This is a genomic window from Pectobacterium quasiaquaticum, assembly GCF_014946775.2.
GTDB classification, from domain to species: domain Bacteria; phylum Pseudomonadota; class Gammaproteobacteria; order Enterobacterales; family Enterobacteriaceae; genus Pectobacterium; species Pectobacterium aquaticum.
Genome location: NZ_CP065177.1, coordinates 3,019,330 through 3,044,018 on the forward strand (window position 1 = coordinate 3,019,330; position 24,689 = coordinate 3,044,018).

Annotated in this window: 23 protein-coding genes and 1 tRNA gene; 16 read left to right on the top strand and 8 right to left on the bottom strand. The window is 53.4% G+C overall.

The window, feature by feature from the left end; translation table 11 throughout:
- Positions 1 to 42 precede the first annotated feature (42 nt).
- Entirely contained in the window at positions 43 to 315 is a 273-nt protein-coding gene (mazF, locus tag IG609_RS13790) for an endoribonuclease MazF (protein ID WP_193398852.1), read from the top strand.
- An 83-nt stretch (positions 316 to 398) separates the two neighbouring features.
- On the opposite strand, the gene IG609_RS13795 is transcribed toward mazF, so the two are convergent.
- Positions 399 to 572, bottom strand: coding sequence for a hypothetical protein (locus tag IG609_RS13795; protein WP_189644257.1), 174 nt, complete (start codon positions 570 to 572; stop codon positions 399 to 401).
- A 148-nt stretch (positions 573 to 720) separates the two neighbouring features.
- Positions 721 to 808, bottom strand: a tRNA-Ser gene (locus tag IG609_RS13800).
- Between the two features lie 274 nt (positions 809 to 1,082).
- Here IG609_RS13800 and IG609_RS13805 point away from each other — a divergent pair.
- Positions 1,083 to 1,904, top strand: a complete 822-nt coding sequence (locus IG609_RS13805; RefSeq protein WP_116162728.1) for a pyridoxal phosphatase — start codon at positions 1,083 to 1,085, stop codon at positions 1,902 to 1,904.
- Positions 1,905 to 1,973: 69 nt separating this feature from the next.
- Here the strand turns inward: IG609_RS13805 and glk are convergent, their stop codons facing one another.
- Entirely contained in the window at positions 1,974 to 2,939 is a 966-nt protein-coding gene (glk, locus tag IG609_RS13810) for a glucokinase (protein ID WP_193398851.1), read from the bottom strand.
- Between the two features lie 187 nt (positions 2,940 to 3,126).
- On the opposite strand from glk, the gene IG609_RS13815 reads away from it, so the two are divergent.
- The 4 genes from IG609_RS13815 to IG609_RS13830 all read left to right on the top strand — a co-directional run bounded on the left by IG609_RS13815 (position 3,127) and on the right by IG609_RS13830 (position 7,825).
- Positions 3,127 to 4,371: an MFS transporter gene (locus IG609_RS13815; RefSeq protein WP_039517077.1), complete on the top strand. Its 1,245-nt coding sequence runs from the start codon at positions 3,127 to 3,129 to the stop codon at positions 4,369 to 4,371.
- A 130-nt stretch (positions 4,372 to 4,501) separates the two neighbouring features.
- Positions 4,502 to 5,572, top strand: coding sequence for a sugar phosphate isomerase/epimerase family protein (locus IG609_RS13820; protein WP_193398850.1), 1,071 nt, complete (start codon positions 4,502 to 4,504; stop codon positions 5,570 to 5,572).
- Positions 5,569 to 6,720 (top strand): Gfo/Idh/MocA family protein, encoded by a 1,152-nt coding sequence (locus tag IG609_RS13825; RefSeq protein WP_193400149.1) that lies wholly within the window; start codon positions 5,569 to 5,571, stop codon positions 6,718 to 6,720. The genes IG609_RS13820 and IG609_RS13825 overlap by 4 nt, the downstream gene beginning before the upstream one ends.
- A gap of 124 nt (positions 6,721 to 6,844) precedes the next feature.
- Positions 6,845 to 7,825, top strand: a complete 981-nt coding sequence (locus IG609_RS13830; RefSeq protein ID WP_193398848.1) for a LacI family DNA-binding transcriptional regulator — start codon at positions 6,845 to 6,847, stop codon at positions 7,823 to 7,825.
- Positions 7,826 to 7,901: 76 nt separating this feature from the next.
- On the opposite strand, the gene IG609_RS13835 is transcribed toward IG609_RS13830, so the two are convergent.
- The 5 genes from IG609_RS13835 to IG609_RS13855 all read right to left on the bottom strand — a co-directional run bounded on the left by IG609_RS13835 (position 7,902) and on the right by IG609_RS13855 (position 11,820).
- A complete protein-coding gene (locus IG609_RS13835; protein WP_193398847.1) occupies positions 7,902 to 8,765 on the bottom strand; it encodes a sugar phosphate isomerase/epimerase family protein in 864 nt (287 codons plus the stop codon).
- Positions 8,766 to 9,003: 238 nt separating this feature from the next.
- Positions 9,004 to 10,062, bottom strand: a complete 1,059-nt coding sequence (gene modC / locus IG609_RS13840; protein ID WP_193398846.1) for a molybdenum ABC transporter ATP-binding protein ModC — start codon at positions 10,060 to 10,062, stop codon at positions 9,004 to 9,006.
- Complete coding sequence (gene modB, locus IG609_RS13845) at positions 10,062 to 10,751, bottom strand: molybdate ABC transporter permease subunit (RefSeq protein ID WP_014914697.1); 690 nt, start codon at positions 10,749 to 10,751, stop codon at positions 10,062 to 10,064. The genes modC and modB overlap by 1 nt, the downstream gene beginning before the upstream one ends.
- Positions 10,751 to 11,521, bottom strand: coding sequence for a molybdate ABC transporter substrate-binding protein (gene modA, locus IG609_RS13850; RefSeq protein WP_193398845.1), 771 nt, complete (start codon positions 11,519 to 11,521; stop codon positions 10,751 to 10,753). The genes modB and modA overlap by 1 nt, the downstream gene beginning before the upstream one ends.
- Before the next feature lie 143 nt (positions 11,522 to 11,664).
- Entirely contained in the window at positions 11,665 to 11,820 is a 156-nt protein-coding gene (locus IG609_RS13855; protein ID WP_039275566.1) for an AcrZ family multidrug efflux pump-associated protein, read from the bottom strand.
- 196 nt (positions 11,821 to 12,016) lie between these two features.
- On the opposite strand from IG609_RS13855, the gene modE reads away from it, so the two are divergent.
- The 10 genes from modE (at position 12,017) to gpmA (ending at position 24,667) form a co-directional block, all read left to right on the top strand.
- The gene (gene modE / locus IG609_RS13860; protein ID WP_193398844.1) at positions 12,017 to 12,808 is read left to right on the top strand and encodes a molybdenum-dependent transcriptional regulator; all 792 of its coding nucleotides are present in this window, start codon (positions 12,017 to 12,019) and stop codon (positions 12,806 to 12,808) included.
- 40 nt (positions 12,809 to 12,848) lie between these two features.
- Positions 12,849 to 14,324: a molybdate ABC transporter ATP-binding protein ModF gene (gene modF / locus IG609_RS13865; protein WP_193398843.1), complete on the top strand. Its 1,476-nt coding sequence runs from the start codon at positions 12,849 to 12,851 to the stop codon at positions 14,322 to 14,324.
- Positions 14,325 to 14,522: 198 nt separating this feature from the next.
- Entirely contained in the window at positions 14,523 to 15,542 is a 1,020-nt protein-coding gene (galE, locus tag IG609_RS13870) for a UDP-glucose 4-epimerase GalE (protein WP_193400146.1), read from the top strand.
- Between the two features lie 124 nt (positions 15,543 to 15,666).
- Positions 15,667 to 16,713: a galactose-1-epimerase gene (gene galM / locus IG609_RS13875; protein ID WP_193400144.1), complete on the top strand. Its 1,047-nt coding sequence runs from the start codon at positions 15,667 to 15,669 to the stop codon at positions 16,711 to 16,713.
- 151 nt (positions 16,714 to 16,864) lie between these two features.
- Positions 16,865 to 17,317 carry a hypothetical protein gene (locus IG609_RS13880; protein WP_193400142.1) on the top strand — a complete coding sequence of 151 codons (453 nt, stop codon included), beginning with the start codon at positions 16,865 to 16,867 and terminating at the stop codon, positions 17,315 to 17,317.
- Positions 17,318 to 17,518: 201 nt separating this feature from the next.
- On the top strand, positions 17,519 to 17,872 hold the full coding sequence (locus tag IG609_RS13885) for a copper-binding protein (RefSeq protein ID WP_193400140.1): 354 nt from the start codon (positions 17,519 to 17,521) through the stop codon (positions 17,870 to 17,872).
- Between the two features lie 12 nt (positions 17,873 to 17,884).
- Positions 17,885 to 19,144, top strand: a complete 1,260-nt coding sequence (locus tag IG609_RS13890; RefSeq protein ID WP_193400139.1) for a TolC family protein — start codon at positions 17,885 to 17,887, stop codon at positions 19,142 to 19,144.
- The gene (locus tag IG609_RS13895) at positions 19,141 to 20,643 is read left to right on the top strand and encodes an efflux RND transporter periplasmic adaptor subunit (protein ID WP_193398837.1); all 1,503 of its coding nucleotides are present in this window, start codon (positions 19,141 to 19,143) and stop codon (positions 20,641 to 20,643) included. Before IG609_RS13890 ends, IG609_RS13895 begins: the two co-directional genes overlap by 4 nt.
- On the top strand, positions 20,640 to 23,777 hold the full coding sequence (locus IG609_RS13900) for an efflux RND transporter permease subunit (protein WP_193400137.1): 3,138 nt from the start codon (positions 20,640 to 20,642) through the stop codon (positions 23,775 to 23,777). Before IG609_RS13895 ends, IG609_RS13900 begins: the two co-directional genes overlap by 4 nt.
- 137 nt (positions 23,778 to 23,914) lie before the next feature.
- Positions 23,915 to 24,667, top strand: a complete 753-nt coding sequence (gene gpmA, locus IG609_RS13905; RefSeq protein ID WP_010302707.1) for a 2,3-diphosphoglycerate-dependent phosphoglycerate mutase — start codon at positions 23,915 to 23,917, stop codon at positions 24,665 to 24,667.
- Positions 24,668 to 24,689: the final 22 nt, after the last annotated feature.

Consider the following 24,689-nt stretch of genomic DNA (forward strand, 5'->3'; position numbering starts at 1 on the left):
TGGCATAAGTAAAGCAGAAGATGGTTAGATTTTGATCCGGTAGTGGGGCATGAGCAGGGAGGACATCGCCCCACTGTTGTTCTTAGCCCCTTCGCTTATAATAATTTGACCGGAATGTGCTTATGCGTCCCATGCACAACCCAGCGCAAAGAATATAGCTTCGAAGTCGAATTATCTGGAGACTGTGAAAGCGTGGCTCTCACCGATCAGGTCACTTGTGTAGACTGGCGTAACTGTAAGGCAACAAAGAAAGGCAAAGTGACTACTAATGAGTTAGAACTCATCAGAGCAAAAGCTAAGGCTTTGATTGGCTAACAATTCCGTTCGGTGGTGCTAGAAAACACCACCTACAACTATCTGAAAAGACCAATAAATCATCATCGTTACTGCTGATACCACTATTTTTCCTCTTCTTCTTTTTCGTTCATCTTCATGGCATCAGCGACCTTGGTATCCATCATGTGGTCATTTTTGCTCAGGTAGAGGTTAAACAGCCGATCAAACTCGCCCGTGAGCACTTTTTCAGCAAACGGTTTATCGGTATCCTTGATAATTGCTGACGATATGGACAAGAGGAGATGAGCGGATAATCAGGGAGAAATAAGATGAAAAATAGATAGGCCAGATACAAAAAAAGCTTCCGGCTAAGGAAGCTTTTATGCTGCACTTTATGCAGGAGAGAATCAAAAAACTCATAACTTATTGATTCTATTGAATATGTGGCGGAGGAGTAGAGATTCGAACTCTAGAACACTTTCGCGTCGCCGGTTTTCAAGACCGGTGCCTTCAACCACTCGGCCACTCCTCCGCAATGACGCGCACTATAAACAGTACGCCGCACATTGTAAAGCGGCGTTGTGGTCAACTGCTTAAAAAATAGATGATAAGCCGTTGAAAGCATAGAAAATCGACAATGGTGTTGTAAAACCGCACGTTTAGCCTTATTTCCCACCGCCGCGCTGAATCCTTCATCATCAAATGAACCTCAGACATTTTTTATCTCGCTGTTGTCTGTCTATTTTTCGCCGCGTCCTTTATCGTAAGACTCATTTGATATCCACATTTTTATTTGCGAGACAACGATGACCTACCGAGTAATTGCACTTGATCTTGATGGTACGCTACTGAATCAACAGAAAAAAATCCTGCCCGAATCGCTCAGCGCACTCGCGCTGGCCCGTCAGCAAGGCATAAAAGTGATGATCGTCACCGGACGCCACCACTCGGCAATCCATCCTTTTTATCAGGGATTGCAGTTGGATACGCCCGCCATCTGCTGTAACGGCACCTACGTTTATGATTACCAGCGAGGTCAAGCATCGCACACCAATCCGCTCTCTGTCGAACAGGCAAAAAATGTCATCACGCTGCTAGAGGAATGTGATATTCATGGGCTGATGTATGCCGATGACGATATGTATTACCAGTATCCGACCGGACACGTAGTCCGCACGCTGGCATGGGCTGCTAACCTGCCGGAACAGCAGCGTCCTCGTTTCGCTCAGGTAGAAAATCTGGTGCGTCAGACCGAAGCGTCCCACGCTATCTGGAAATTCGCGACCACGCACGCCGATGTTCCCACGCTAAACCATTTCGCCGCAGAAGTGGAAAAGCAGCTCGGACTCGCCTGCGAGTGGTCATGGCAGGATCAGGTTGATATTGCCCAAACTGGCAACAGCAAAGGCAAGCTGCTCCAGCAATGGCTAGGCGAACAGGGCATCAGCATGAAGGACGTCGTGGCATTCGGCGATAACTTTAATGATATCAGTATGCTGGAAGGCGTAGGGTTGGGTGTCGCGATGGGCAACAGCGCCGATGAAATCAAGGCGAGAGCCGATCTGGTGATTGGCAGCAATGAAGAGCCGAGTATCGCCGATGTCATCCGCACCCGTATTCTGGCATAACCGACGATGACGCAATCAGGAAAAGCGACCGCTCTCGCTTGCCTGATTGCGTGCGACTCGCCAACAAACTTACAGCGCACTACCCAGCACCTGCCGCAGGTACGCCCCCGCCCCCATTAATCCCGGCTGTTCATGGGTAATCAGGTACACGGGGATATCCTGCATATAGCCTTTGAACCGCCCTTTGTCTTCAAACGCCGCCCGAAAACCGGAAGCTTTAAAGAACTCAAGAAAGCGCGGAACAATGCCGCCAGCAATATACACGCCACCAAATGTGCCTAAATTTAATGCCAGATTACCACCGAAGCGTCCCATGATGACGCAGAAGAGCGACAGCGCGCGGCGACAGTCCACATCCGTATTGTTGACAGCCCGTTCGGTAATATCTTTCGGCTCCAATTCCTCCGGCGTGCGGTCATCAGACAGCACCACAGCACGGTAGATATTTACCAGCCCCTGTCCAGAGAGTATGCGTTCAGCGGAAACATGCCCGAGCGACTGGCGCAAAACAGAGAGAATTTTGTCTTCTTCATCGCTATTCGGCGCGAAATCTACATGCCCGCCCTCACCCGGCAGGCTAATCCATTGATTGGCGGCATGTACCAAATGAGCGACGCCTAACCCCGTGCCTGCACCATACACAGCAATGGGTTTGCCTGGCACAGGCTCCCCGCCGCCAAATTGGAGTAAATCCGCGTTAGTCATCACCGGCACCGCCATGGAGACGGCGGTAAAATCGTTGATAACCTCAAAGTGGCGCAGGCCCAGACTCGCTTTCATTTCTGCGATGGAAAACGCCCAGGTGTGGTTTGTCATTGCCACCCAGTCACCGGTAATCGGGCAGGCAATCGCGATACAGGCATCCTGTACCGTGACCTGCCGCGAATCGAGATAATCACGAATGGCCCCTTCCAGCGAAGGAAAATCCAACCCGGAATAGGTCTCGGTTTGCGATAATTCACCCGTTGTGGCATCACACAGTGCCAAACGCGTATTGGTGCCACCGACATCGCCCACTAAAACAAAGTGCGTCATTCTTCTTTTCCCCTCAAGCAAAGCAGATTCCCGATCATTGCGCGAAAACAGCCAGCTACGCTATGGCTATATAACTTTCTAGTGATAAGGATCTCATTTATGGCTAAAAGCTGCGGTTAAGTTAAAAGTAATCGATTACATTTAGAAAACACAAATTGTAATCGATTACTTTTAAGAGAGATACCGCATCGTTTCTTCATCTGAAAACACAGCTACCAAATCGTTACAGCCGGCCTTCGTGGTTCCCAGACTGTCACTCATGATGTTTTTAGAGTTCTTCATCTGGGGCTCATGGTCTGTCACCCTGGGTCTGGTTATGACACAGCACAACCTGGCCGCCATGATTGGCGACGCCTTCTCTGCCGGACCAATCGCCTCCATCCTGTCGCCGTTTGTACTGGGCATGGTGGTTGACCGCTTCTTCCCATCACAAAAAGTCATGGCGCTGCTGCACCTGATCGGCGCTGTCATTCTGTGGTTTGTGCCTACCGCGTTAATCAACGAAGACGGCTCACAGTTGCTCATCCTGCTGTTCGCCTACACGCTGTGCTTTATGCCAACGCTGGCATTAACCAACAACATCGCGTTCCATAACCTGACTAACAGTGAGAAGAGCTTCCCGGTTGTGCGAGTCTTCGGCACCATTGGTTGGATCGTCGCCGGTGTCTGCATCGGAACAGCGGGCATCTCCGCAAGCGTCAATATCTTCTACGTCGCGGCCGCTTGTTCTGCCATTCTGGCAGCTTACAGCCTGACGCTGCCGCATACCCCAGCGCCGGCAAAAGGCTTGCCGCTGGCAGTGCGCGATCTGTTCTGTGCTGATGCCTTTGCGTTGCTGAAGAAAGGCCACTTTCTGGTCTTTGCCATCTGCGCGATGCTGATCTCTATTCCACTGGGCACCTACTACGCTTACACCGCGTCCTTCCTGAGCAATGCGGGTATCAGCGACGTCAGCACCGCCATGTCGTTTGGTCAGATGTCCGAAATCGTCTTCATGCTGATCATTCCGCTGCTGTTTAGAAAGCTGGGTGTGAAATACATGCTGTTCATCGGCATGCTGGCGTGGTTCGTACGCTATGCCCTCTTCGCGATGGGCGTGAATGAAGAAACACGCTGGTTGCTCTACATCGGTATCCTGCTGCACGGTATCTGCTATGACTTCTTCTTCGTCATTGGCTTCATCTACACCGACCGCATCGCGGGAGAGAAAATCAAAGGGCAGGCACAAAGTATGGTGGTCCTGTTCACCTACGGTATCGGTATGCTGCTGGGCTCGCAGGTTTCCGGTGCACTCTATAACCGTCTCTTCGACAACGGTACGTTAAACGCGCCTGAAATCTGGGCGACCTTCTGGTGGATCCCTGCGGTTGCCGCAGCCATCATCGCCGTCATCTTCCTCTTCTCCTTCAAATATAAAGAAGAGCGGGCCTAATTATTTAAGACAGATTATTTAACGAGAAAATGGGATGAGGTCGCCTATGGCACCTCATCCCACTGCATTCTCCGCTATCGCAATCGTGCAACGGTATTCATGACCACACCTGTTGCCAAAGGAGGTAATAATGAAGACGTTAAAAGGACCGGGTATTTTTCTCGCCCAGTATATTGGCGATCAGGCCCCCTTTAACACGCTGGAAAATCTGGCGCAATGGGCAGCCGGATTAGGCTTTAAAGCGCTACAAATCCCCTGTAATCACCCGCACATTTTCGATCTGGCCACGGCCGCCGACAGCCAAACGTACTGTGATGATGTGAAAGGACTGTTGGCGCAGCATGGGCTGACTATCAGCGAACTGTCGACCCATCTGGAAGGACAGCTCGTTGCCGTCCACCCTGCGTATGACGATGCATTTGACGATTTCGCACCACCAGCTTACCGCCGCAATCCGCAGGCTCGCCAAGAGTGGGCTATTGCGGCAATCAAGCAGGCAGCACAGGCCTCTTCACGCTTAGGACTAAACGCCCACGCGACGTTTTCCGGTGCGCTGGCCTGGCCCTATTTTTATCCCTGGCCACCGCGTAAAGAGGTCATGATTCAGGAAGCCTTTAAAGAACTCGGTCGCCTGTGGACGCCGATCCTCGACTGTTTTGACGAGCACGGCGTGGATGTGTGCTACGAGCTGCACCCGGGAGAAGATTTACACGACGGCGTAACCTTTGAACGCTTCCTTGATGTCGTCAATCACCACCCGCGCGCCAACATTCTTTACGATCCTAGCCATATGCATTTGCAGCAGATGGACTACCTCGGCTTTATCGACCGTTACCATGCACGAATCAAAGCGTTCCATGTGAAAGATGCAGAATTTAACACGTCGAGCAAAAGCGGCGTCTACGGCGGCTATCAGTCATGGGCTGAACGCGCCGGCCGCTTCCGCTCACCGGGAGATGGTCAGATCGATTTCGGCGGCATCTTCAGCAAGCTGGCCCAATACGACTACGACGGTTGGGCGGTGCTGGAATGGGAATGCTGTCTGAAAGACAGCAACTGCGGTGCGAAAGAAGGGGCGGCGTTCATCAACCGCCACATTATTCCCGTCACAGGACGCGCTTTTGACGATTTCGCTGCGACCAGCGACGATCGTCCGTTAGTCAGAAAAATGTTGGGATTAAAAGAGGAGAACGCAGAATGATTCGCGTTGGCATTATTGGTTCCGGTTTTATTGGCCCAGCACATATTGAAGCGATTCGTCGCCTTGGCTTCGTTGAGGTGGTGGCGCTGGCGGAAAATTCGCTCGATCTGGCACAGCAGAAAGCGCGTCAGCTCAACATTCCTCGTGCCTACGGCAGCGTCGCTGATTTGTTAAATCATCCCGGTATTGATGCGATCCATAACTGCACGCCGAACCATCTTCATGCGGCGATCAATAAGCAGATTATTCAGGCAGGCAAGCACGTCTTTTCGGAAAAGCCGCTGTGTATGACCAGCGAGGAAGCGCGTGAACTGGTCGCACTGGCGGAAGAAAAAGGCGTTGTTCACGGCGTCAGCTTTGTCTATCGCCAGTTTGGCATGGTGCAGCAGGCTGCCAGTATGATTAAGCGTCAGGAGATCGGCCGCGTCTTTGCGGTACACGGCGGCTATCTGCAAGACTGGATGCTGCACGACACCGACTATAACTGGCGTGTTGAACCGGAGTACGGCGGAGTTTCCCGCGCAGTGGCCGACATCGGATCGCACTGGTGCGACACGGTGCAATTTATTTCCGGCCGGAAAATTGTCGACGTCTTCGCCGATTTAGCCATCGTCCATCCGATCCGCAAATCCAATCGGAACGGCACAGCCACATTCTCATCATCCGACGCGCTGCCAGAGTACGACGACAAACCGGTCAAAACCGAAGACTACGCGACCGTGTTACTGCGCTTTGAGGATGGTAGCCGTGGATCCTTTACCGTTTCTCAGGTCAGCGCTGGCCGGAAAAATCGCCTGACGTTTGAGGTGAATGGCAGTGAACAGTCTCTGGCGTGGGATCAGGAAACGCCGCAACAGCTGTGGATCGGTCATCGTGATAAACCGAATCAGGTGTTGTCGGACGATCCTGGACTGCTGAACCCAGAAGCCGCCGCCGCGGTCCACTTCCCCGGAGGGCATATCGAAGGCTGGCCGGATGCGTTCAAGAACATGATGGCGAACTTTTATACCTATCTGCGTGACGGCAAACAGCCGGGCGTCGATCCGTTCAACTTCGCCACCTTCTACGACGGTGCGAACATCATGTTCATCATTGACGCCATCGTGCAAAGCCATCAGCAACAAACGTGGGTGAAGGTCACCAATTAAGGCATCAGACCGTTCATTCTCTCACGGTATTCATCCCGCAGGTGCGACGCCTGCGGGATGCAGTCAGAGATATTTATGGTAATCTGCTCAGCCAAGCATAAGTAGCGTGAGTGCCTTCTGAATTATGTCGATTCAAAAAATAGCACGGATAGCTGGAGTCTCGGTTGCCACCGTTTCACGGGTGTTGAACAACATTGGTAGCGTGAAACCGCAAAACCGGGAACGTGTTCTCAATGCGATAAAAAGCAGCAATTATCAGCCGAACTTACTGGCCCGGCAGCTACGTACCGCGCGCAGCCAGATGTTATTGGTCATGGTTTCCAACATTGCCAACCCCTTCTGTGCCGATGTCGTGAAAGGCATTGAGGCGGAAGCGGAAGAAAACGGCTACCGCATTCTTCTGTGCAATTCAGGTGCCGATATCGTTCGCGCCCACTCCAGCCTGCAACTGCTGTCCGGTAAAATGGTCGATGGCGTGATCACCATGGACGCCATTTCAACGCTGTCAGCGTTCCAGGACATGATTGGCACCGCGCCTTGGGTGCAGTGCGCCGAGCATGACGATACATCCGCTATTTCATCCGTCGGGATTGATAACGCCGAAGCATCCCGTTTCGTGATTAATCACTTTATTGGCAAAGGCCGCCGCCGTATCGCCATGATTAACCACGACATGAATTACCTCTATGCCCAGCAGCGAGAGAAAGGCTATCGCGACGTTATCGCAGAGAATGGGTTTGATTACGGCAAAGTCGAATACGCCAGTACGCTGAGCTACGCAGGCGGAAAAGCCGCAATGAACGCGCTGCTTAACGATCCAGATCGGCCAGATGCCGTCTTTGTGGTGTCCGATACGTTGGCTGCGGGCGCATTGTCGGCAATTTGTGAGGCGGGATTGAGCGCGCCGCAGGATATTGCAGTGATCGGTTTCGACGGTTCAGAGCTGGGTTACATCACCTCGCCTCAGCTCAGTACGATTCAGCAGCCGTCCGCACATATCGGCAGAGAGGCCGTGAAATTGTTATTACAACAAATCGACCAACCTGCCAGCGAAACAGAAAAGCGCTTACTGGAATGGACGTTTGTCGAACGGGCATCCAGCTAACTGACTTAGAATATCCGGTTCACTATCCCACATTTTACAACCTGCGGCTCGCTGACCGCAGGTTGATAGCGCTTCCTTACTTACTTTTTACTTTACTCAGTTTTTCATACAGAGACTGGTAAGCTGCGGAAACAATGGCCTGTGGATCTTTCGGTAAGTCATGTTCAGCAACAAACCACTGAGCACCCGCCTTAGACGCAGCAGGAAGAATCTCTTCCCACGCCAAAATGCCCTCACCCGGTGGGGCAAAGTTCATTTCATCATCGCGGATGCCGATTGACGTATTGTCTTTCGCATGAATTGAATAAATACGCCCTTTGTACTGGCGCAGGAGACGCACAGGATCCTGTCCTCCGCGCGATACCCAGGCAACATCCATTTCCAGCATCAGGTTCTCTGGCTCTGCCGCATCCATCATGATTTCCAGCGCGGTTTTACCGCGATACTTCTTCATCTCGAAATTATGGTTGTGATAAGCCAACTTCATGCCCTGCTTCTTCAACTCACGCCCAAGATCGTTCATTTCCACACCAAAGCGCTTCCAGCCCTCTGCGCTATCTGGTCGGTCTTCTACATTTAGCCACGGCACGATAATCATGCTGTTGCCGATGGCTTTGTTAAAGGCTACAACCTCAGCCATATTGCTTTTCAGTTCGCCAAACTGGACATGCGCAGCAATGGCTTTCAACTGATACTTTCCTAATAACCCCTTCATTTCTGACGCACTAATGTCATGCGTCCCCACCAGCTCAACCGCCTTAAATCCGGCGTCTCGCGCCATGGAGAATTGCTCGTCGAGCGTATTCAAGCTGCGCAGTGTATACATCTGCAACGCTATTTTTTGGTTTTCTGCTGGACGCTCGGCAAGCGCCAAACCCGATGAAACTATCAACAATAGCGGTATAGCGAACGCACGGCGCAATAACGTCATACAGGGCATGTCCTTCTCCTATTTTTATCCCGTAGCACAGGTGAAAACAAAAAAGTAATCGATTACTTTTTATGATGAAAAAATAACAACGCGGGGATAATTTATCTGACTACCTTGTTTACGCGGTAGAAAAAACGAATTGAAAATCACTCTCAATACTCATTTTGTTATCTTAGTCACAGAATATCGACTGATTCACGAGATAGACCGAGCGATATGAACGGCCGTTCCATCGCTCGGCCTGTGCTTACGCCGTGATCGACACGCTCTTAATCTGCGCGTAGATCGTTTGCCCAGGATGAAGTACGAGATCGTCCCGTGCCCACGGAGTAATACGGGACCACAGCGTCTGCTGGCCGATCGCAAGCTTCACTTCAACCTGTTCGTCGACATCAATGCACTCCACCACGCTGGCACGCAGCACATTACGGATGCTGCTTTTTTCCGGTGGCTGTAGCACCAGAGAGACATCGGCAGCATTCACGCGAATGCGTAACGCGGCATCCTGCGGGAGTTCGACTTTTCCGACCCACACCCGCTGATCGCCTAATGCCAGTGCCGTCATCGCGTAATGCTCATGCTGAACCAACACGCGCGCACTCAGAATACTGCTTTGTTCGTCTTTCGGTAACCACGGGCGTAGCGCGCTGCTGGCCCACACCTCTTCCAGCAGCCCCTGCGCCTTCACTTTGCCTTTATCAAGCACCACGACATGATCGGCTAACCGGACAATCTCTTCCAGACTGTGGCTGACATACAAGATCGGGATATTGACTTCTTTCGCCAGACGCTCCAGATACGGCAACAGCTCGCGCTTTCTGGGTAAATCCAGCGACGCCAGCGGTTCATCCATAAGCAGCAGTTCCGGTGCGGTCAGCAACGCCCGACCAATCGCAACACGCTGTTTTTCGCCACCGGACAGCGTCCGTGGATAGCGATTTAGCAGCGGCTCAATACCCAGTAAATTGACGATGTCATCGAACTGCGATTCCATTGTCTCCGCCATGCCGTAACGCAGATTACCGCGCACGCGATAGTGCGGAAACAGGCGAGCATCCTGAAATACATAGCCAATTCGCCGCTTTTCTGGTGGCAGAAAAATACGCTGCTGCGTATCCACCAGCACATGATTATTGAGCACAATCCGCCCGTCATCTGGGCGAGTCAGGCCAACAACGGCGTTGATCAGCGAGGTTTTCCCTGCCCCGGATACGCCGAAAATCGCGGTGATGCCGTTCGCAGGCAGTTCAGACTGAACGCGAAGTTCGAGGCTACCTAGTTGTTGATGAAAATCGAGTTGCAGCATTATCCCCCCAACCGCTTGCGGCTCCAGTTTGTTAGCCATTCCGATGCTAACAACGCAGCCAGCGACAAGACGATGGCAATGATACACAGCCTTGCTGCATCAGCCTCCGCGCCGGGCGTTTCAATCAGGGTATACATCGCCAGTGGAATAGTTCGGGTTTCGCCGGGGATATTAGAAACAAACGTAATGGTCGCGCCAAATTCGCCCAGCGAACGGGCAAACGCCAATACGGTTCCAACAACAATCCCAGGAAAAGAGAGAGGTAATGTGATGGTGAAAAACACGCGCCACGGCGAGGCACCCAGTGTTCGAGCAGCCTGTTCCAGATGCGTATCGACGGCATCAAGCGACAGCCGGATCGCCCGAACCATTAGCGGAAATGCGACAATCGCCGACGCTAATGCGGCACCGCGCCAGCTAAAACTAAAGCTGAAGCCGAACCAGTCATAGAGCCAGGAACCGATTACGCCACGTCTTCCCATCGCCACCAGCAGCAAATAACCAATGACCACTGGCGGCAGCACCAATGGTAAATGGATAATGCTATCCAGCAGTGATTTGCCGGGGAACCGACAGCGCACTAAAATCCACGCCATCAGTATCCCAAACGGCAAGCTGCACGCCACGGCCACAACGGAAACTTTGAGGCTCAGCTCAACCGCCTGCCATTCGTAATCACTCAGCATCATTAACGCGGTGCGAAGCCGTAACGTTTAAATACCGCTGCCGCTTCTGGCGTTTTCAGGTAGTCATAAAAACCGGTAACCGCCGCGTTTTTATGCTCTTTGACTATTGCCATCGGGTATTCGACAGGCTTGTGGCTCGTCGCAGGGAATGTACCGACGACCTTCACTTTGTCGCTGGCAACCGCGTCAGAACCGTAAACGATACCCAACGGGGCTTCTTCACGCTCCACCAGCGCCATAGCTGCACGTACGTTATTGGCGCGCGCCATCAGCGGAGAAATCTCATCCCAGGCTTTCAGATTCTGTAAGGCTTCTTTGGCATAGATCCCAGCAGGCACGTGATCTGGGTCGCCAACGGCCAGACGTCCGCCTTTCAGCAGGCTTTTCCAGTCAGTTTTGTCGTCAATCTTAATCTCTTTCTGCGCACTCGCCTTCGGCGCAATCACCACCAGCCCATTGCCCAGTAGCGTGTGACGCGTAGCGATGTCCATCAGATTTTTATCCTGCGCGTAGTCCATCCACTGCTGGTCAGCGGAGATGAACAGATCGGCAGGCGCACCTTGCTCAATCTGGCGCGCCAGCGTTGAGGATGATGCGTAAGACGCCACAACAGCGACATTTTTCTCTTTCTGATATTGCGTGGCGATTTCCTGCAACGCATTCGTCAATGATGCGGCGGCGAATACAGTAACGTTATCTTCTGCTGCCGCAGGCAGCGCTATTCCTGCACTGAGGGTCAGTGCGGCAAACCATTTTAACCATTGCTGCTTCATTCTTGTCTCCTGACAATTATCGTTATGTAAATAATGATATAACGAATAATGAAGCAGTGTCATGTGCTTTAAAGAGGTATATAGGGGGTAGAAAAGAAATGTCCGGCCAAAAGCCGGACATCAAAATAGGAAAGGATCGTGAATCAATGCTGATTCTTTGCGCGCTGGCCGTCGGAATGACCGATGCGGGACAACACGTTAAACACTTCGCCCAGGCAATAAATTGCACCCATAATAATCACCATCATCACAGGAACCATGGCAACTGCAAACAGCAGGCTCTTCAACAACTCCAACATGCTTACCTCACTTATTGCAACGGTTACCGCTACTTTAGCCTGCATAACACGCTATTTCACTGTAAGCCGAGATCGTCGTAATTGCCACGTAGTCTACCGCAGTAATAGAAAATAGTGCGTCTATTTGTGCGATTTGCCCCTGATGAAGAAAATAGCGACAATATAGAGAAGTAAACTCACCAACGGTGCCCCCACTATGCAGGCTGAAATTCTTCTCACCCTGAAACTCCAACAGCGTTTATTCGCCGATCCGCGGCGCATTGAATTGCTCAAGCAAATTCGTCATACCGGTTCAATCAGTCAGGGCGCCAAGCTGGCGGGGATTAGCTATAAAAGCGCATGGGATGCCATCAATGAGATGAATCAATTGGCCGAACAAACCATCGTCGAACGTATGACCGGCGGCAAAGGCGGTGGCGGGGCTCAGCTCACCCGCTACGGCGAACGTCTTCTCCAACTGTACGATTTGCTCGCGCAGATTCAGCAAAAAGCCTTTGATGTCTTGCAGGAAGACGGTCTGCCGTTAGATAGCCTGCTGGCAGCCATCGCGCGTTTCTCACTGCAAACCAGCGCTCGTAACCAGTTTTTTGGAACCGTGCTCGCACGCGGTGAAGAACAGGTGCAACAACATCTGGATCTTTTACTCGCCGATGGTAAAACAACGATCAGCGCCATGATTACGCAACAAAGCGCAGAGCGCCTGCAATTACAGAAAGGGAAAGAGGTGTTGGCACTGATTAAAGCACCGTGGATCGATGTGTACGCTGCAACATCCGCCGCGCCTGATGTTGATAACGTCTTATCAGGGCAAATTCAGTCCATTCAGCACGGTGTGGAAAACAGCGAAATTCTGATTACGCTGACCGGGGGGGAAGCCCTGTGTGCCATGGTGCCGAATGTCTTACTTGAGCAGCAAAAGCTGCAACAGGGAGCGGATGTGAAAGCCTGCTTCAATGCGGACCGGGTTATTATCGCCACACTTTGTTAATGTCGCTTTAGCGCTATCGCCGTCTGACGAAGGATAGAAAATGTCATTGTTAAAAATCACTCAGGGGCTGTTTCGTCTCAGCGACACCCGCATGCTGCGTCTGGACGAACTGACGCTCGAACAAAACCAGTGCTGGGCCTTTGTCGGGGCCAACGGAAGTGGTAAATCTGCACTGGCGCGGGCGCTATCCGGCGAACTGCCAATATTGCGTGGTGAACGAACAACGGGATTTCAACGCCCCGTCCGACTGTCGTTTGAACAATTACAAAAACTGGTTTCTGATGAGTGGCAGCGCAATAACACCGATCTGCTCAGTGAAGGTGAAGACGACACTGGCCGCACCACGGCAGAAGTGATTCAGGATAGCCTCAACGATCCCGTGCGTTGCCAACAACTGGCACACCAGTTTGGTATCGCGCATTTGCTGGAGCGCCGCTTCAAGTACCTCTCTACGGGGGAAACCCGTAAGGCGATGCTGTGTCAGGCGCTGATGCCTCAACCCGACCTGCTGATTCTCGACGAGCCTTTCGATGGGTTGGACGTTGCCTCCCGCCAGCAGCTTGCCGATGAACTGCGAAAACTGGCAGGCACCGGTTATACGCTGGTGCTTATTCTGAATCGCTTCGACGACATCCCTGACTTTATCAACCATGTCGGTGTGCTGGCAGACTGTACGCTGACCCGCGTCGGCGAGCGTGAAACGATCCTCTCTGAAGCGCTGGTGGCCCAGCTCGCGTTTAGCGAAAAACTGTCGGGAAGTGTGCTGCCAGAACCGGAAGATCCGCAGCGGTATATGGCGCTTCCCGCTGACGAGGCACGCATTCGGCTGCGTAACGGCGTGGTGCAGTACAACGACCGCCCTATTCTGCACGAGCTAACATGGGAAGTGTTGCCCGGTCAGCATTGGCAGATTGTCGGGCCAAATGGCGCGGGGAAATCGACGCTGCTCAGCCTGATTACGGGCGATCATCCGCAAGGCTACAGCAACGATCTCACGCTGTTTGGCCGTAAACGCGGCAGCGGTGAAACCATCTGGGACATCAAGCGCCACATCGGTTACGTCAGCAGCAGCTTCCATCTGGATTACCGCATCAGCACCAGCGTGCGCAACGTTATCCTGTCAGGCTTTTTTGACTCTATCGGCATTTATCAGGCCGTTTCCGACCGTCAGCGCCACCTGACCGAACAGTGGCTCACTCTGCTTGGGCTCAATGGCGCTATTGCCGATACCCCGTTTCAGTCGCTCTCCTGGGGTCAGCAGCGTCTGACGCTGATTGCCCGCGCGTTAGTCAAACACCCTGCTCTGCTCATTCTTGATGAACCGCTACAGGGGCTTGATCCGCTCAATCGCCAGTTGGTACGCCGCTGGCTGGATATTCTGATTGGCGAGGGCGAAACGCAGCTACTCTTTGTCTCTCACCACGCGGAAGACGCGCCCGAGTGCATCACGCATCGGCTCACTTTCGTCCCGCACAACGACATCTACCGCTACCAGATTGACGCGTTATGTAAATAACGCCTAAAAACAGGGATGATAACGCTACCACAAAATAAAATGTAGGGTAGAAAGCCAAGCTCATTTACACTATAGATTATGCTTCACTCAGTTTACTCGTAAAAAAACCATCGATAACAGAGGCAGATTCTCGCTGTAGATCACCTTTTTCAGCATCTAGCCATGTTATTTTGCCGTATTGCGATAATAGAGGTTATTATGAACGTTCTTGTTACAGGTGGTAGCGGTTACATAGGAAGTCATACTTGCGTACAATTACTCGCTGCTGGGCACACTCCCATCATTCTCGATAACTTGTGCAACAGCAAGGCTAGCGTCGTTAAAACCATTACACGCTTAACCGATAAGACACCCGTTTTTTATCAGGGCGATATCCGCGACAGCGCGCTGCTGGACGATATTTTCGCTACGCATTCCATTGATTCTGTCATCCACTTTGCCGGCTTAAAAGCCGTAGGCGAATCCGTGCGTGAACCACTGAGCTACTATGACAATAACGTCAACGGTACGCTCGTACTGGTAGAGGCGATGAAGAAAGCAGGCGTGAAGAACCTGATTTTTAGCTCCTCCGCCACCGTCTATGGCGATCAACCACGCACGCCCTATCAAGAAAGTTTCCCCACAGGGCACCCTGCCAGCCCTTATGGCCGTAGCAAGCTGATGGTCGAGCAAATCCTGCAAGACTTACAGCATGCAGAACCGGAATGGAGTATTACGCTGTTGCGGTATTTCAACCCGGTTGGCGCACATCCATCGGGTGAGATGGGTGAAGACCCACAAGGTGTGCCCAATAACCTGATGCCTTACATCGCTCAGGTTGCTGTCGGACGTCGCGACTCGCTGGCGATTTTCGGTAATGACTACCCTACCGCTGACGGCACTGGCGTGCGAGATTATATCCACGTCGTCGATCTGGCTGAGGGTCATATCGCCGCCATGAACACCCTGCAAAATCGTGCTGGCGTGCATATTTATAATCTGGGCGCAGGCGTAGGCTACAGTGTATTGCAGGTCGTCGAAGCCTTTAGTCAGGCCTGTGGCAAACCGCTAGCTTACCATTTTGCCCCACGTCGTCAGGGCGATCTGCCTGCTTATTGGGCAGATGCCGAGCGTGCAGCGAAAGACCTTAACTGGCGAGTCACACGCTCACTGCAAGAAATGGCGCAGGACACCTGGCGCTGGCAGTCCAAGCACCCCAACGGGTACGAAGAAGCATAACGGCGTTTTTTCACGCTGAGTGACAGATAAGGGAAGCGCGGCAGAGCTGATTTCTGCAACCTTCCCCTATCTGCAACCATCGGCCAATCCTCTCTATCTTCTCAGGCCTCTACAGGAGCAAGTCATGTTGAATGAAAGTCTTAGCACGCTGGCACCCGATGGTCAGCCGTTTCAATTAACGACCTTGCAGAATCAGGCAGGCATGCGCGTGCGCCTGATGGACTGGGGGGCAACCTGGCTTTCCTGTGAGCTGCCGCTACCAGAGGGTGAGGTGCGAGAAGTCTTATTGGGCTGTGCATCGCCCGAGCAGTATCCGCGACAAAGCGCTTATCTCGGTGCATCGATTGGCCGCTATGCCAACCGCATAGCCAAAGCCACATTCAGTCGAGAGACCGAAACGTTCCATCTGGTTCCAAACCAGAACGAGCACCAGTTGCACGGTGGCCCGGAAGGCTTTCATGTCCGCCGCTGGCGAATTGCCAGTCAGGATGCCGCTCAGGTGACTTATCAACTGCACTCACCGGATGGCGATCAAGGCTATCCAGGGCATCTCAACGTACAGGTGACCTACGCGCTGACCGAACATAATTCGCTGGAAATCTCGTATCAGGCGACCGTAGAGAAAGCCTGCCCCGTTTGCCTGACCAACCACGCGTATTTCAACCTTGATGGCGATCTGACTGACGTCCGTAAGCACCAGTTGCAGCTGTTTGCCGACTATTATTTACCGGTTAATAGTTCAGGTATTCCTAACGCCGATCTGACACCGGTAAACGCTACCGGCATGGATTTCCGCCAGCCAAAAACGCTGGAAGAAGATTTCCTGCGCGACAGCGATCAAATGGCTGTCGGCGGCTACGATCACGCTTATTTATTGCATCGCACCTGCGGTTCCAGCGAAAGTCCGGCTGCCAATTTATGGTCATCCGATGGCCGCGTGCTGATGAGCGTTTTCACCAGCGCTCCCGCTTTACAGCTCTACAGCGGCAACTTTCTGGCCGGAACCCCCTCGCGAGACGGCGGTCAATATGAAAACTATGCCGGTGTCGCACTGGAAAGTGAATTCCTGCCGGACAGCCCGAATCACCCCGACTGGCCGCAGCCCGACTGCTGGCTGAAACCGGGGAAAGTCTATCGCTCGGATACCACGTACCAGTTCCTCACCCAGTAACCGAACAGTAAAAGATAATTAACCCATTGATAACATTGGCAGGTGGCTATCTGCCAATTTACAAAACTACTTTACAAAACTATGCTATTCCCCGCTTGCCGCATTCCAACTCAGACGCTTACACTGCTATGAGGTTCAAAAAGGAAACGCCATGTCCGCATCATCACGGTCACCATTATTCATTCATCATCTGCGCCATAAAGGCAGATGGGGATGGCTATTGGCGCTGTGCTGGCTTTTCCTGAATGCACAACTGGCTATCGCAGGTCATCAATGCGATATGACGATCAGCCAGACCTCCCCCGCACTCCAGCATCAAGCACATCTGCAACAGGCTAACGTTCAGCCGTTATCGTCTCATGCTCAGCATACGGCTAAAGCATCTTACGCAGCTGACCAGCAAACGCCGCTGTGCGAAAAACACTGCGTGCCGGATAGCGTGAAACAGGATAACGGCTCGCTGGCATTATTAGCGCTGCCGGTCAGCGGTGAGCTAGTCTTAGCGGATAATCCTGTTACCCTTAGCCCGACATCTGATGTCTGGCTCTCGCCTCCTGCGCTCGGCCCTCCGGCTGAAATCCGCTTCTGCCGATTCAGAGAATAACCCAAGCAATTGATAACCCCTGCGCCAGTAGGCGCAACACCTTGTTTATCAATTATTTTTCATACCCTAAATAATTCGAGTTGCAGGAAGGCGGCAACCGCGCGAGTCCCCAGGAGCTTACACAAGTAAGTGACTGGGGTGAGTAAGGGCAGCCAACGCACAAGCAGCTTGAAGTATGACGGGTACATTGGGATTATTTTTATGCGTATCACTTATATGGCGCTGATCAGCGGCCTGATTTTTTCTGTTTCTTCCTTCACCTTCCCCGTGTGGGCCAACGACCACCAGCATCACGCGATGATGCCGACCACTCCCTCTGCGGCCACGACAGCCGTTTATCAAACTATCGGGATGGTTAAGCAGTGGAACGCTAACAGCGTCACGCTATCCCACGCGCCGATTGCCGACCTCAAATGGCCTGCCATGACGATGGCCTTCGCGCTGCCATCCCGCGGAGGAATCACGCCGTTGCCCGTCAATACCCCCGTTACGTTCAGCTTTATCCAGAACGATAGCGGCTACACCCTGACCGCAATTACGCCACAGCAGCCTTAACCGGAGCACAACATGAACTTATCCAAACACGACGCCGTGCGCGCGTGTCTGGCGATGTTGCTGTGGCTGCCTGCCGCCGTCTTTGCGGCAGATCTGAGTCTTGAACAGGCTTTACAGGCGGCGGAGCGTTACTCCGCCGACCTGTCAGCCAATCAACACCAGATTAACGCGCTACAGAACATGGCCGACTCTGCCACACAGCTTCCCGATCCAAAGTTGAAATTTGGCGTCGAAAATTTGCCATTGGGTGGTAACAACGGTAGCCGGCTCACGCGTGAAGGCATGACGATGCAACGTATCGGCGTCATGCAAACTTATGTCAGCAGCAGTAAGCGTGATAGCAAAGCACAGGCCATTCGGGTAGAGGCCGATGCATTGCAAAGTAATAGCGAGAGTATTCGTGCTCGCCTGCAACGGGAAACGGCACAGGCATGGCTGGATCTGGCGCTCTCCCAAAAGGCGTTGGCCGACGTCACCGCGCTGGTTAATGAAAGCCAGCGCCAGATCGCCTCGCAAAAAGCGAGTGTGGCAGCCGGTAGTGAAGCGAGTAGCGTGCTGGATGCTCGCCTGACATTGGCAGCCATGCAGGACAGGTTGGCCAATGCAGAGCGTGATACCCGTATCGCGCACGCCCGATTAGTGCAGCTTACCGGTATTACAGATATCAATGTGAACGGCGATCTTCCTCGCTTTGAACGGCTGCCTGCCTCACCAGATGTGTTGAGCGGCACCATTCATCAGCATCCAGAAATGCAGCAGGCGCAGCGTGAAGCCGAGTTGGCTCAGGCTCGCTCCGCACAATCGTCCGTTGCCGCTATCCCCAATGTCGATGTTGAAGTCTATTACGCGAAGCGTGGGGATGATTACGACGACATGGCGGGCATGATGGTGACGGTCGATCTGCCGCTGTTCACATCCAAACGTCAGGATAAGGACTACGCCGCAGACGTCTCACGCAGCATGGAAGCGCGCGACAGAGTGTTGCTCACCGAACGAGAGCATCAGGCGCAACTCAATACGCTGATTGCTCAATATCAAGCCGCACAGTCTCGCTGGCAGCGCCAGAATAACGAGGTTCTCCCTCTCCAACAACAGCGCATCAAACTGATTCAGGCTCAGTACCAATCCGGCAGCAGTAACCTTTCTGCCGTACTGGATGCCCGCAGGGCGCTCCTCGAAAGCCGGATCGCCGTTCAGGATACCGCACGAGAGATGGCCCAATATTGGGCCGCTATCCGCTATCTGACGCCACAAGGAAGCCCTACGCGATGAGCAAAACAATCACGAACAAATCACTGAGGTTTAGCCTCATGACGCTGGCTATTCTCAGCGCAGGTGGCGTGGGTTATCTGGTGGGTAAACAGCCAATGCCACAGTCTTCTTCCGCCGCAACGTCAGCACGTACCGTCCTCTATTGGTACGATCCGATGGTGCCGGATAAACGCTTCGACAAACCGGGGAAATCCCCCTTTATGGATATGGAACTGGTGCCCCGCTACGCCGATGAAGCGCAGAGTGACGGTGGTATTACGGTCAGCGCCCGCCAGCAGCAAAACCTCGGTGTTCGCACGGCGCACGCAGAAATGCGCGAACTTTCCAGTAGTAGCACGGGTTACGGCACCGTCGCGATCAACGAACGTGGATTGCACACGCTGGTGGCACCCAGCGGCGGCATTGTCGAGAAACTCACGGTCAATGCACTGCAACAGCAGGTGAAGAAAGGCGAAACGCTGGCGACATTGTGGAACCCGACCTGGGCGGCGGCGCAGCGCGAATATCTGGCGGTACGGCAGTTGGGCGACGAGATGCTGACTCAAGCAGCCCACCAGCGCCTGGCACTGCTCTTTATGCCAGAAACGGTTATTCGTCAGGTCGAACGTAGCGGCAAACCGCAAGACAGGATCGCGATTACCGCGCCGGAAGACGGCTACGTGAATAAGCTGGAGGTGCGGCAAGGCATGCAGTTAAGCCCAGCTCAGCCTCTATTTGAACTTGCCAGTCTGAATCCGGTGTGGGTGGATGTCGATTATCCCGAGTCGCAAGCCGCGCAGCTCACTCTCGGCAGCGACATCAGCGCGACCAGCAGCGCCTGGCCAGGTAAATCCTTCCACGGCAAGATCAGCGAACTGCTGCCCGTATTAGATAGCACCACACGCACGTTAAAAGCCCGTGTAGTGCTGGAGAACCCGCAACAGCAGCTTAAACCCGGTATGTACCTGACCGTGCAGTTTTCTCACGCTCAGGCACAGCCGCGTCTGGCGATCCCGCAGGAAGCGCTATTGGTCAGCGGTAGCCAAAACCGGGTCTTACTGAGTGATGGCACGGGTCATTTCACCCCACGTAACGTCACTGTGGGCGCGCCGCTGGGCGACTGGGTCGAAATCCTCAATGGACTGAAGGCAGGTGACAACGTGGTCACTTCCGGTCAGTTCCTGATTGATTCCGAAGCCAGCCTGCGCAGCGCCCTACCGCAGTTTGATGCGGAAAAGTCGACAGCCCCAGAAACGTCGGCTGCGCCCGTTGGCTATCACACTCAGGGAGTCATCAGGGCGATAAACGGCAATCAGGCCACCATCGAACACGAAGCGGTTCCGGCACTCAACTGGTCGCCGATGACGATGGATTTCACGCTGCCATCGTCAGGGCTGCCACAGGGAGTGGGGATCGGCAGCACCGTCAGTTTCCAGTTCAGCATGGACGACAGCGGGGTTCGCCTCCTGCATTTTTTACCCGCTGACGATCCGCATGCCGGCCACGGAGGTCATCCATGATTGCCTACATCATTCGCTGGTCGCTCAAAAACCGTCTTCTGGTTTTACTGGCAGCGCTGTTCATGGCGGCGTGGGGCTTGCTATCGCTACAAAAAACGCCGCTGGATGCTCTGCCCGATTTATCGGACGTACAGGTCATCATTCGCGTCAGCTATCCGGGAAAAGCACCACAGGTGGTGGAAAATCAGGTGACCTACCCGCTGACCACCACCATGCTTTCCGTTCCGGGGGCCAAAACGGTACGGGGCTTCTCCATGTTCGGCGATGCCTACGTTTATGTGCTGTTTGAAGATGGCACCGACCCTTACTGGGCGCGTTCTCGCGTGCTGGAATATCTCAGCCAGGTGCAATCCAGCCTGCCAGCCGACGCCAAGACGTCACTCGGCCCGGATGCCACTGGCGTCGGCTGGATTTACGAATATGCGCTGGTCGATCGCAGCGGCAAATACAGTCTGGCCGACCTGCGCGGCTTTCAGGACTGGCTGCTGAAATATGAGTTGAAAACGGTGCCTGATGTGGCGGAAGTCGCCAGCGTGGGCGGCATGGTCAAACAGTATCAGATCGTCGTCGATCCAGAACGCATGCGGACGCAGGGCATCACCCACCAGCAGATCGTCAGTGCCGTACAGGCCGCCAATCAGGAAAACGGCGGTTCCGTGCTGGAGTTGGGCGAAGCAGAGTATATGGTGCGCACCACGGGTTACCTGAAAAGTATGCAGGATTTTAACCACGTGGTGATTACCACTCGCAACGGTATTCCCGTGCTGTTGCAGGATGTGGCTACGCTCAGAGAAGGGCCGGAGATGCGGCGCGGCATCGCCGAATTGAATGGCGAAGGTGAAGTGGCTGGCGGCATCATCGTCCTGCGCTATGGCAAGAATGCGCTGAATACGCTGCATGCCGTCAAAGCGCGGTTACAGGAAATACAAAAAAGCCTGCCAGCAGGTGTAGAAATCGTCCCAACCTACGACCGCTCGCAACTGATTGAACACGCCATCGATACGCTCAGCTTCAAGCTGCTGGAAGAGTTTGTCGTCGTGGCGATTATCTGCGCCCTGTTTCTGTTTCACTTCCGCTCGGCGCTGGTGGCGATCATCAGCCTGCCGCTGGGTATTCTGGGGGCGTTTATCATCATGCGCTATCAGGGTGTGAATGCCAACATCATGTCGCTGGGCGGTATTGCGATTGCTATCGGCGCGATGGTGGATGCCGCGATTGTGATGATAGAAAACATGCATAAAGTCATTGAGCAGTGGCGACATGAGAACCCTGGGAAACAGCCTCAGAATAATGAGTGGTGGCAGTTAGCGGAACGGGCTGCGGTAGAGGTAGGGCCTGCGCTGTTTTGCAGCCTGCTGATCATTACGCTGTCGTTTATCCCCGTGTTCTCACTGGAAGCGCAGGAAGGCCGCATGTTTTCCCCGCTGGCCTTTACCAAAACCTATGCCATGGCCGTCGCCGCCGGATTAGGGATCACGCTGGTGCCGGTATTAATGGGATATTTCGTTCGCGGCAAGATACCGGACGAACAGGCGAACCCGATTAACCGCTGGCTGATTGCAGCTTATCATCCGGTGCTGCAAAAGGTATTGAGCTACCCGAAAACCACGCTGCTGGTTTCCGGCTTGCTGTTGCTGTTGACGCTCTTTCCACTCAGCCGTCTGGGAAGTGAATTCATGCCGCCGCTGGATGAAGGCGATCTACTGTATATGCCTTCCACCCTGCCCGGTATCTCCGCGCGTGAGGCGGGCCGTCTACTGCAACAAACGGACCGGCTGATTAAAACCGTGCCCGAAGTCGAATCGGTCTTTGGTAAAGCAGGCCGAGCCGAAACGGCCACCGACCCCGCCCCGCTCACCATGCTGGAAAGCACAATCAGGCTGAAACCGCGCAACCAGTGGCGCGAAGGCATGACCATGGACAAGCTGGTGGCCGAGTTGGATCGTACCGTCAGCTTGCCGGGTATTGCCAACGTGTGGGTACCGCCTATTCGCAACCGGCTGGACATGCTGGCGACTGGCATCAAAAGCCCAGTTGGAATTAAGGTTAACGGTAATAATCTGGCTGACATCGAACGTACCGCCGCACAAATCGAGCAGGTGGTGAAGCAGGTTCCGGGTGTGACATCTGCGCTAGCGGAACGTCTAGCGGGCGGGCGCTATATCGATATTGATATCGACCGGCAACGCGCGGCGCGCTACGGTGTGTCCGTCGAGGAACTTCAGTCGGTGGTTTCCACACTCATCGGCGGGCAAAACATCGGCGAAACGATTGAAGGTCGCCAGCGTTATCCCATTAATATCCGCTATCCACGTGAATTACGCGATTCGCTACAAAAATTGCGTGACCTACCCATTGTGACGGCCAACGGCAGCAGAGTGACGCTGGCAGAGCTGGCTGATATTCGCGTCAGCGAAGGGCCACCGATGCTGAAAAGTGAAAACAGTCGACTGTCGGACTGGATTTATGTCGACCTGCGTGGTCGCGATCTTAAATCCGCCGTTGAAGACATGCAACAAGCCGTTGCCCAGCAGGTCACGCTGCCGGAAGGCGTTTCACTGAGCTGGTCCGGTCAATTTGAATATCTGGAACGCGCTACGGAGAAAATGAAAGTCGTCGTACCCTTTACGCTGCTGATCATTTTTGTGCTGCTGTATGTCACCTTCAACCGCATCAAAGATGCATTGCTGATCATGGCAACCTTACCTTTCGCACTGATTGGCGGCGTCTGGCTGCTCTATATCCTTGGCTATAATCTTTCTGTAGCCGGTGCTGTGGGCTTTATTGCACTGGCGGGCGTGTCGGCGGAATTCGGCGTCATCATGCTGCTGTACCTCAATCATGCGGTAGAGAAACACCGCGTGGCAGGCCAGGCGCTGTCACGCCAGCAGTTGATGGATGCCATCCACGAAGGGGCGGTTCTGCGCGTACGGCCAAAAATGATGACCGTCGCAACGATTATGGCAGGGCTGCTTCCCATCATGTGGGGTGGCGGCAGCGGATCCGAAATCATGCAGCGGATTGCCGCGCCGATGATCGGCGGGATGGTGAGCGCTCCTCTGCTGTCGATGCTGGTGATCCCTGCGGTCTATCTGTTATTGCACAAGGGGGATTCCGGTTTGCTGAAACGGTAAAGCCAGAGCGTGATTTTACGCAAATAACCTGCGGATAAATCACGCTTGCCATCGACTATCGATTGCCGATAACCGTTCTCCACCCCTATAATGAAATCAGTTATCACAGAAATCTTAGGATAGGAAGGAGTTTAGCTATGGCTGTAACTAAGCTGGTACTGGTAAGACACGGTGAGAGCCAGTGGAACAACGAAAACCGCTTCACAGGCTGGTACGATGTCGATCTATCCGACAAAGGCCGTTCAGAAGCCAAAGCCGCAGGTCAGCTGCTGAAAGACGAAGGTTTTGCCTTTGATTTCGCTTATACCTCCGTGCTGAAACGTGCCATTCATACACTGTGGAATGTACTGGACGAGCTGGATCAAGCCTGGTTGCCAGTTGAGAAATCCTGGAAACTGAATGAGCGCCACTACGGTGCGCTGCAAGGTCTGAACAAAGCCGAAACCGCTGAGAAATACGGTGACGAGCAGGTTAAACAATGGCGTCGTGGTTTTGCGATTACGCCTCCAGAGTTGACGCGTGATGACGAACGTTTCCCGGGTCACGACCCACGTTACGCTGCTCTGAGCGACAAAGAGCTGCCGCTGACTGAAAGCCTGGCGCTGACCATCGAACGTGTTGTGCCTTACTGGAACGAAACCATCCTGCCACGCGTCAAAAGCGGTGAGCGTGTGATCGTTGCGGCTCACGGTAACTCACTGCGTGCGCTGGTGAAATACCTGGACAACCTGGGCGAAGACGAAATTCTGGAACTGAATATCCCAACTGGCGTGCCGTTGGTTTATGAATTCGACGAGAACTTCAAGCCGATCAAACGTTACTACCTGGGCAACGCAGACGAAATCGCTGCAAAAGCTGCCGCAGTAGCGAATCAGGGTAAAGCGAAGTAATTTTCCCCTGAATGACAAAAAC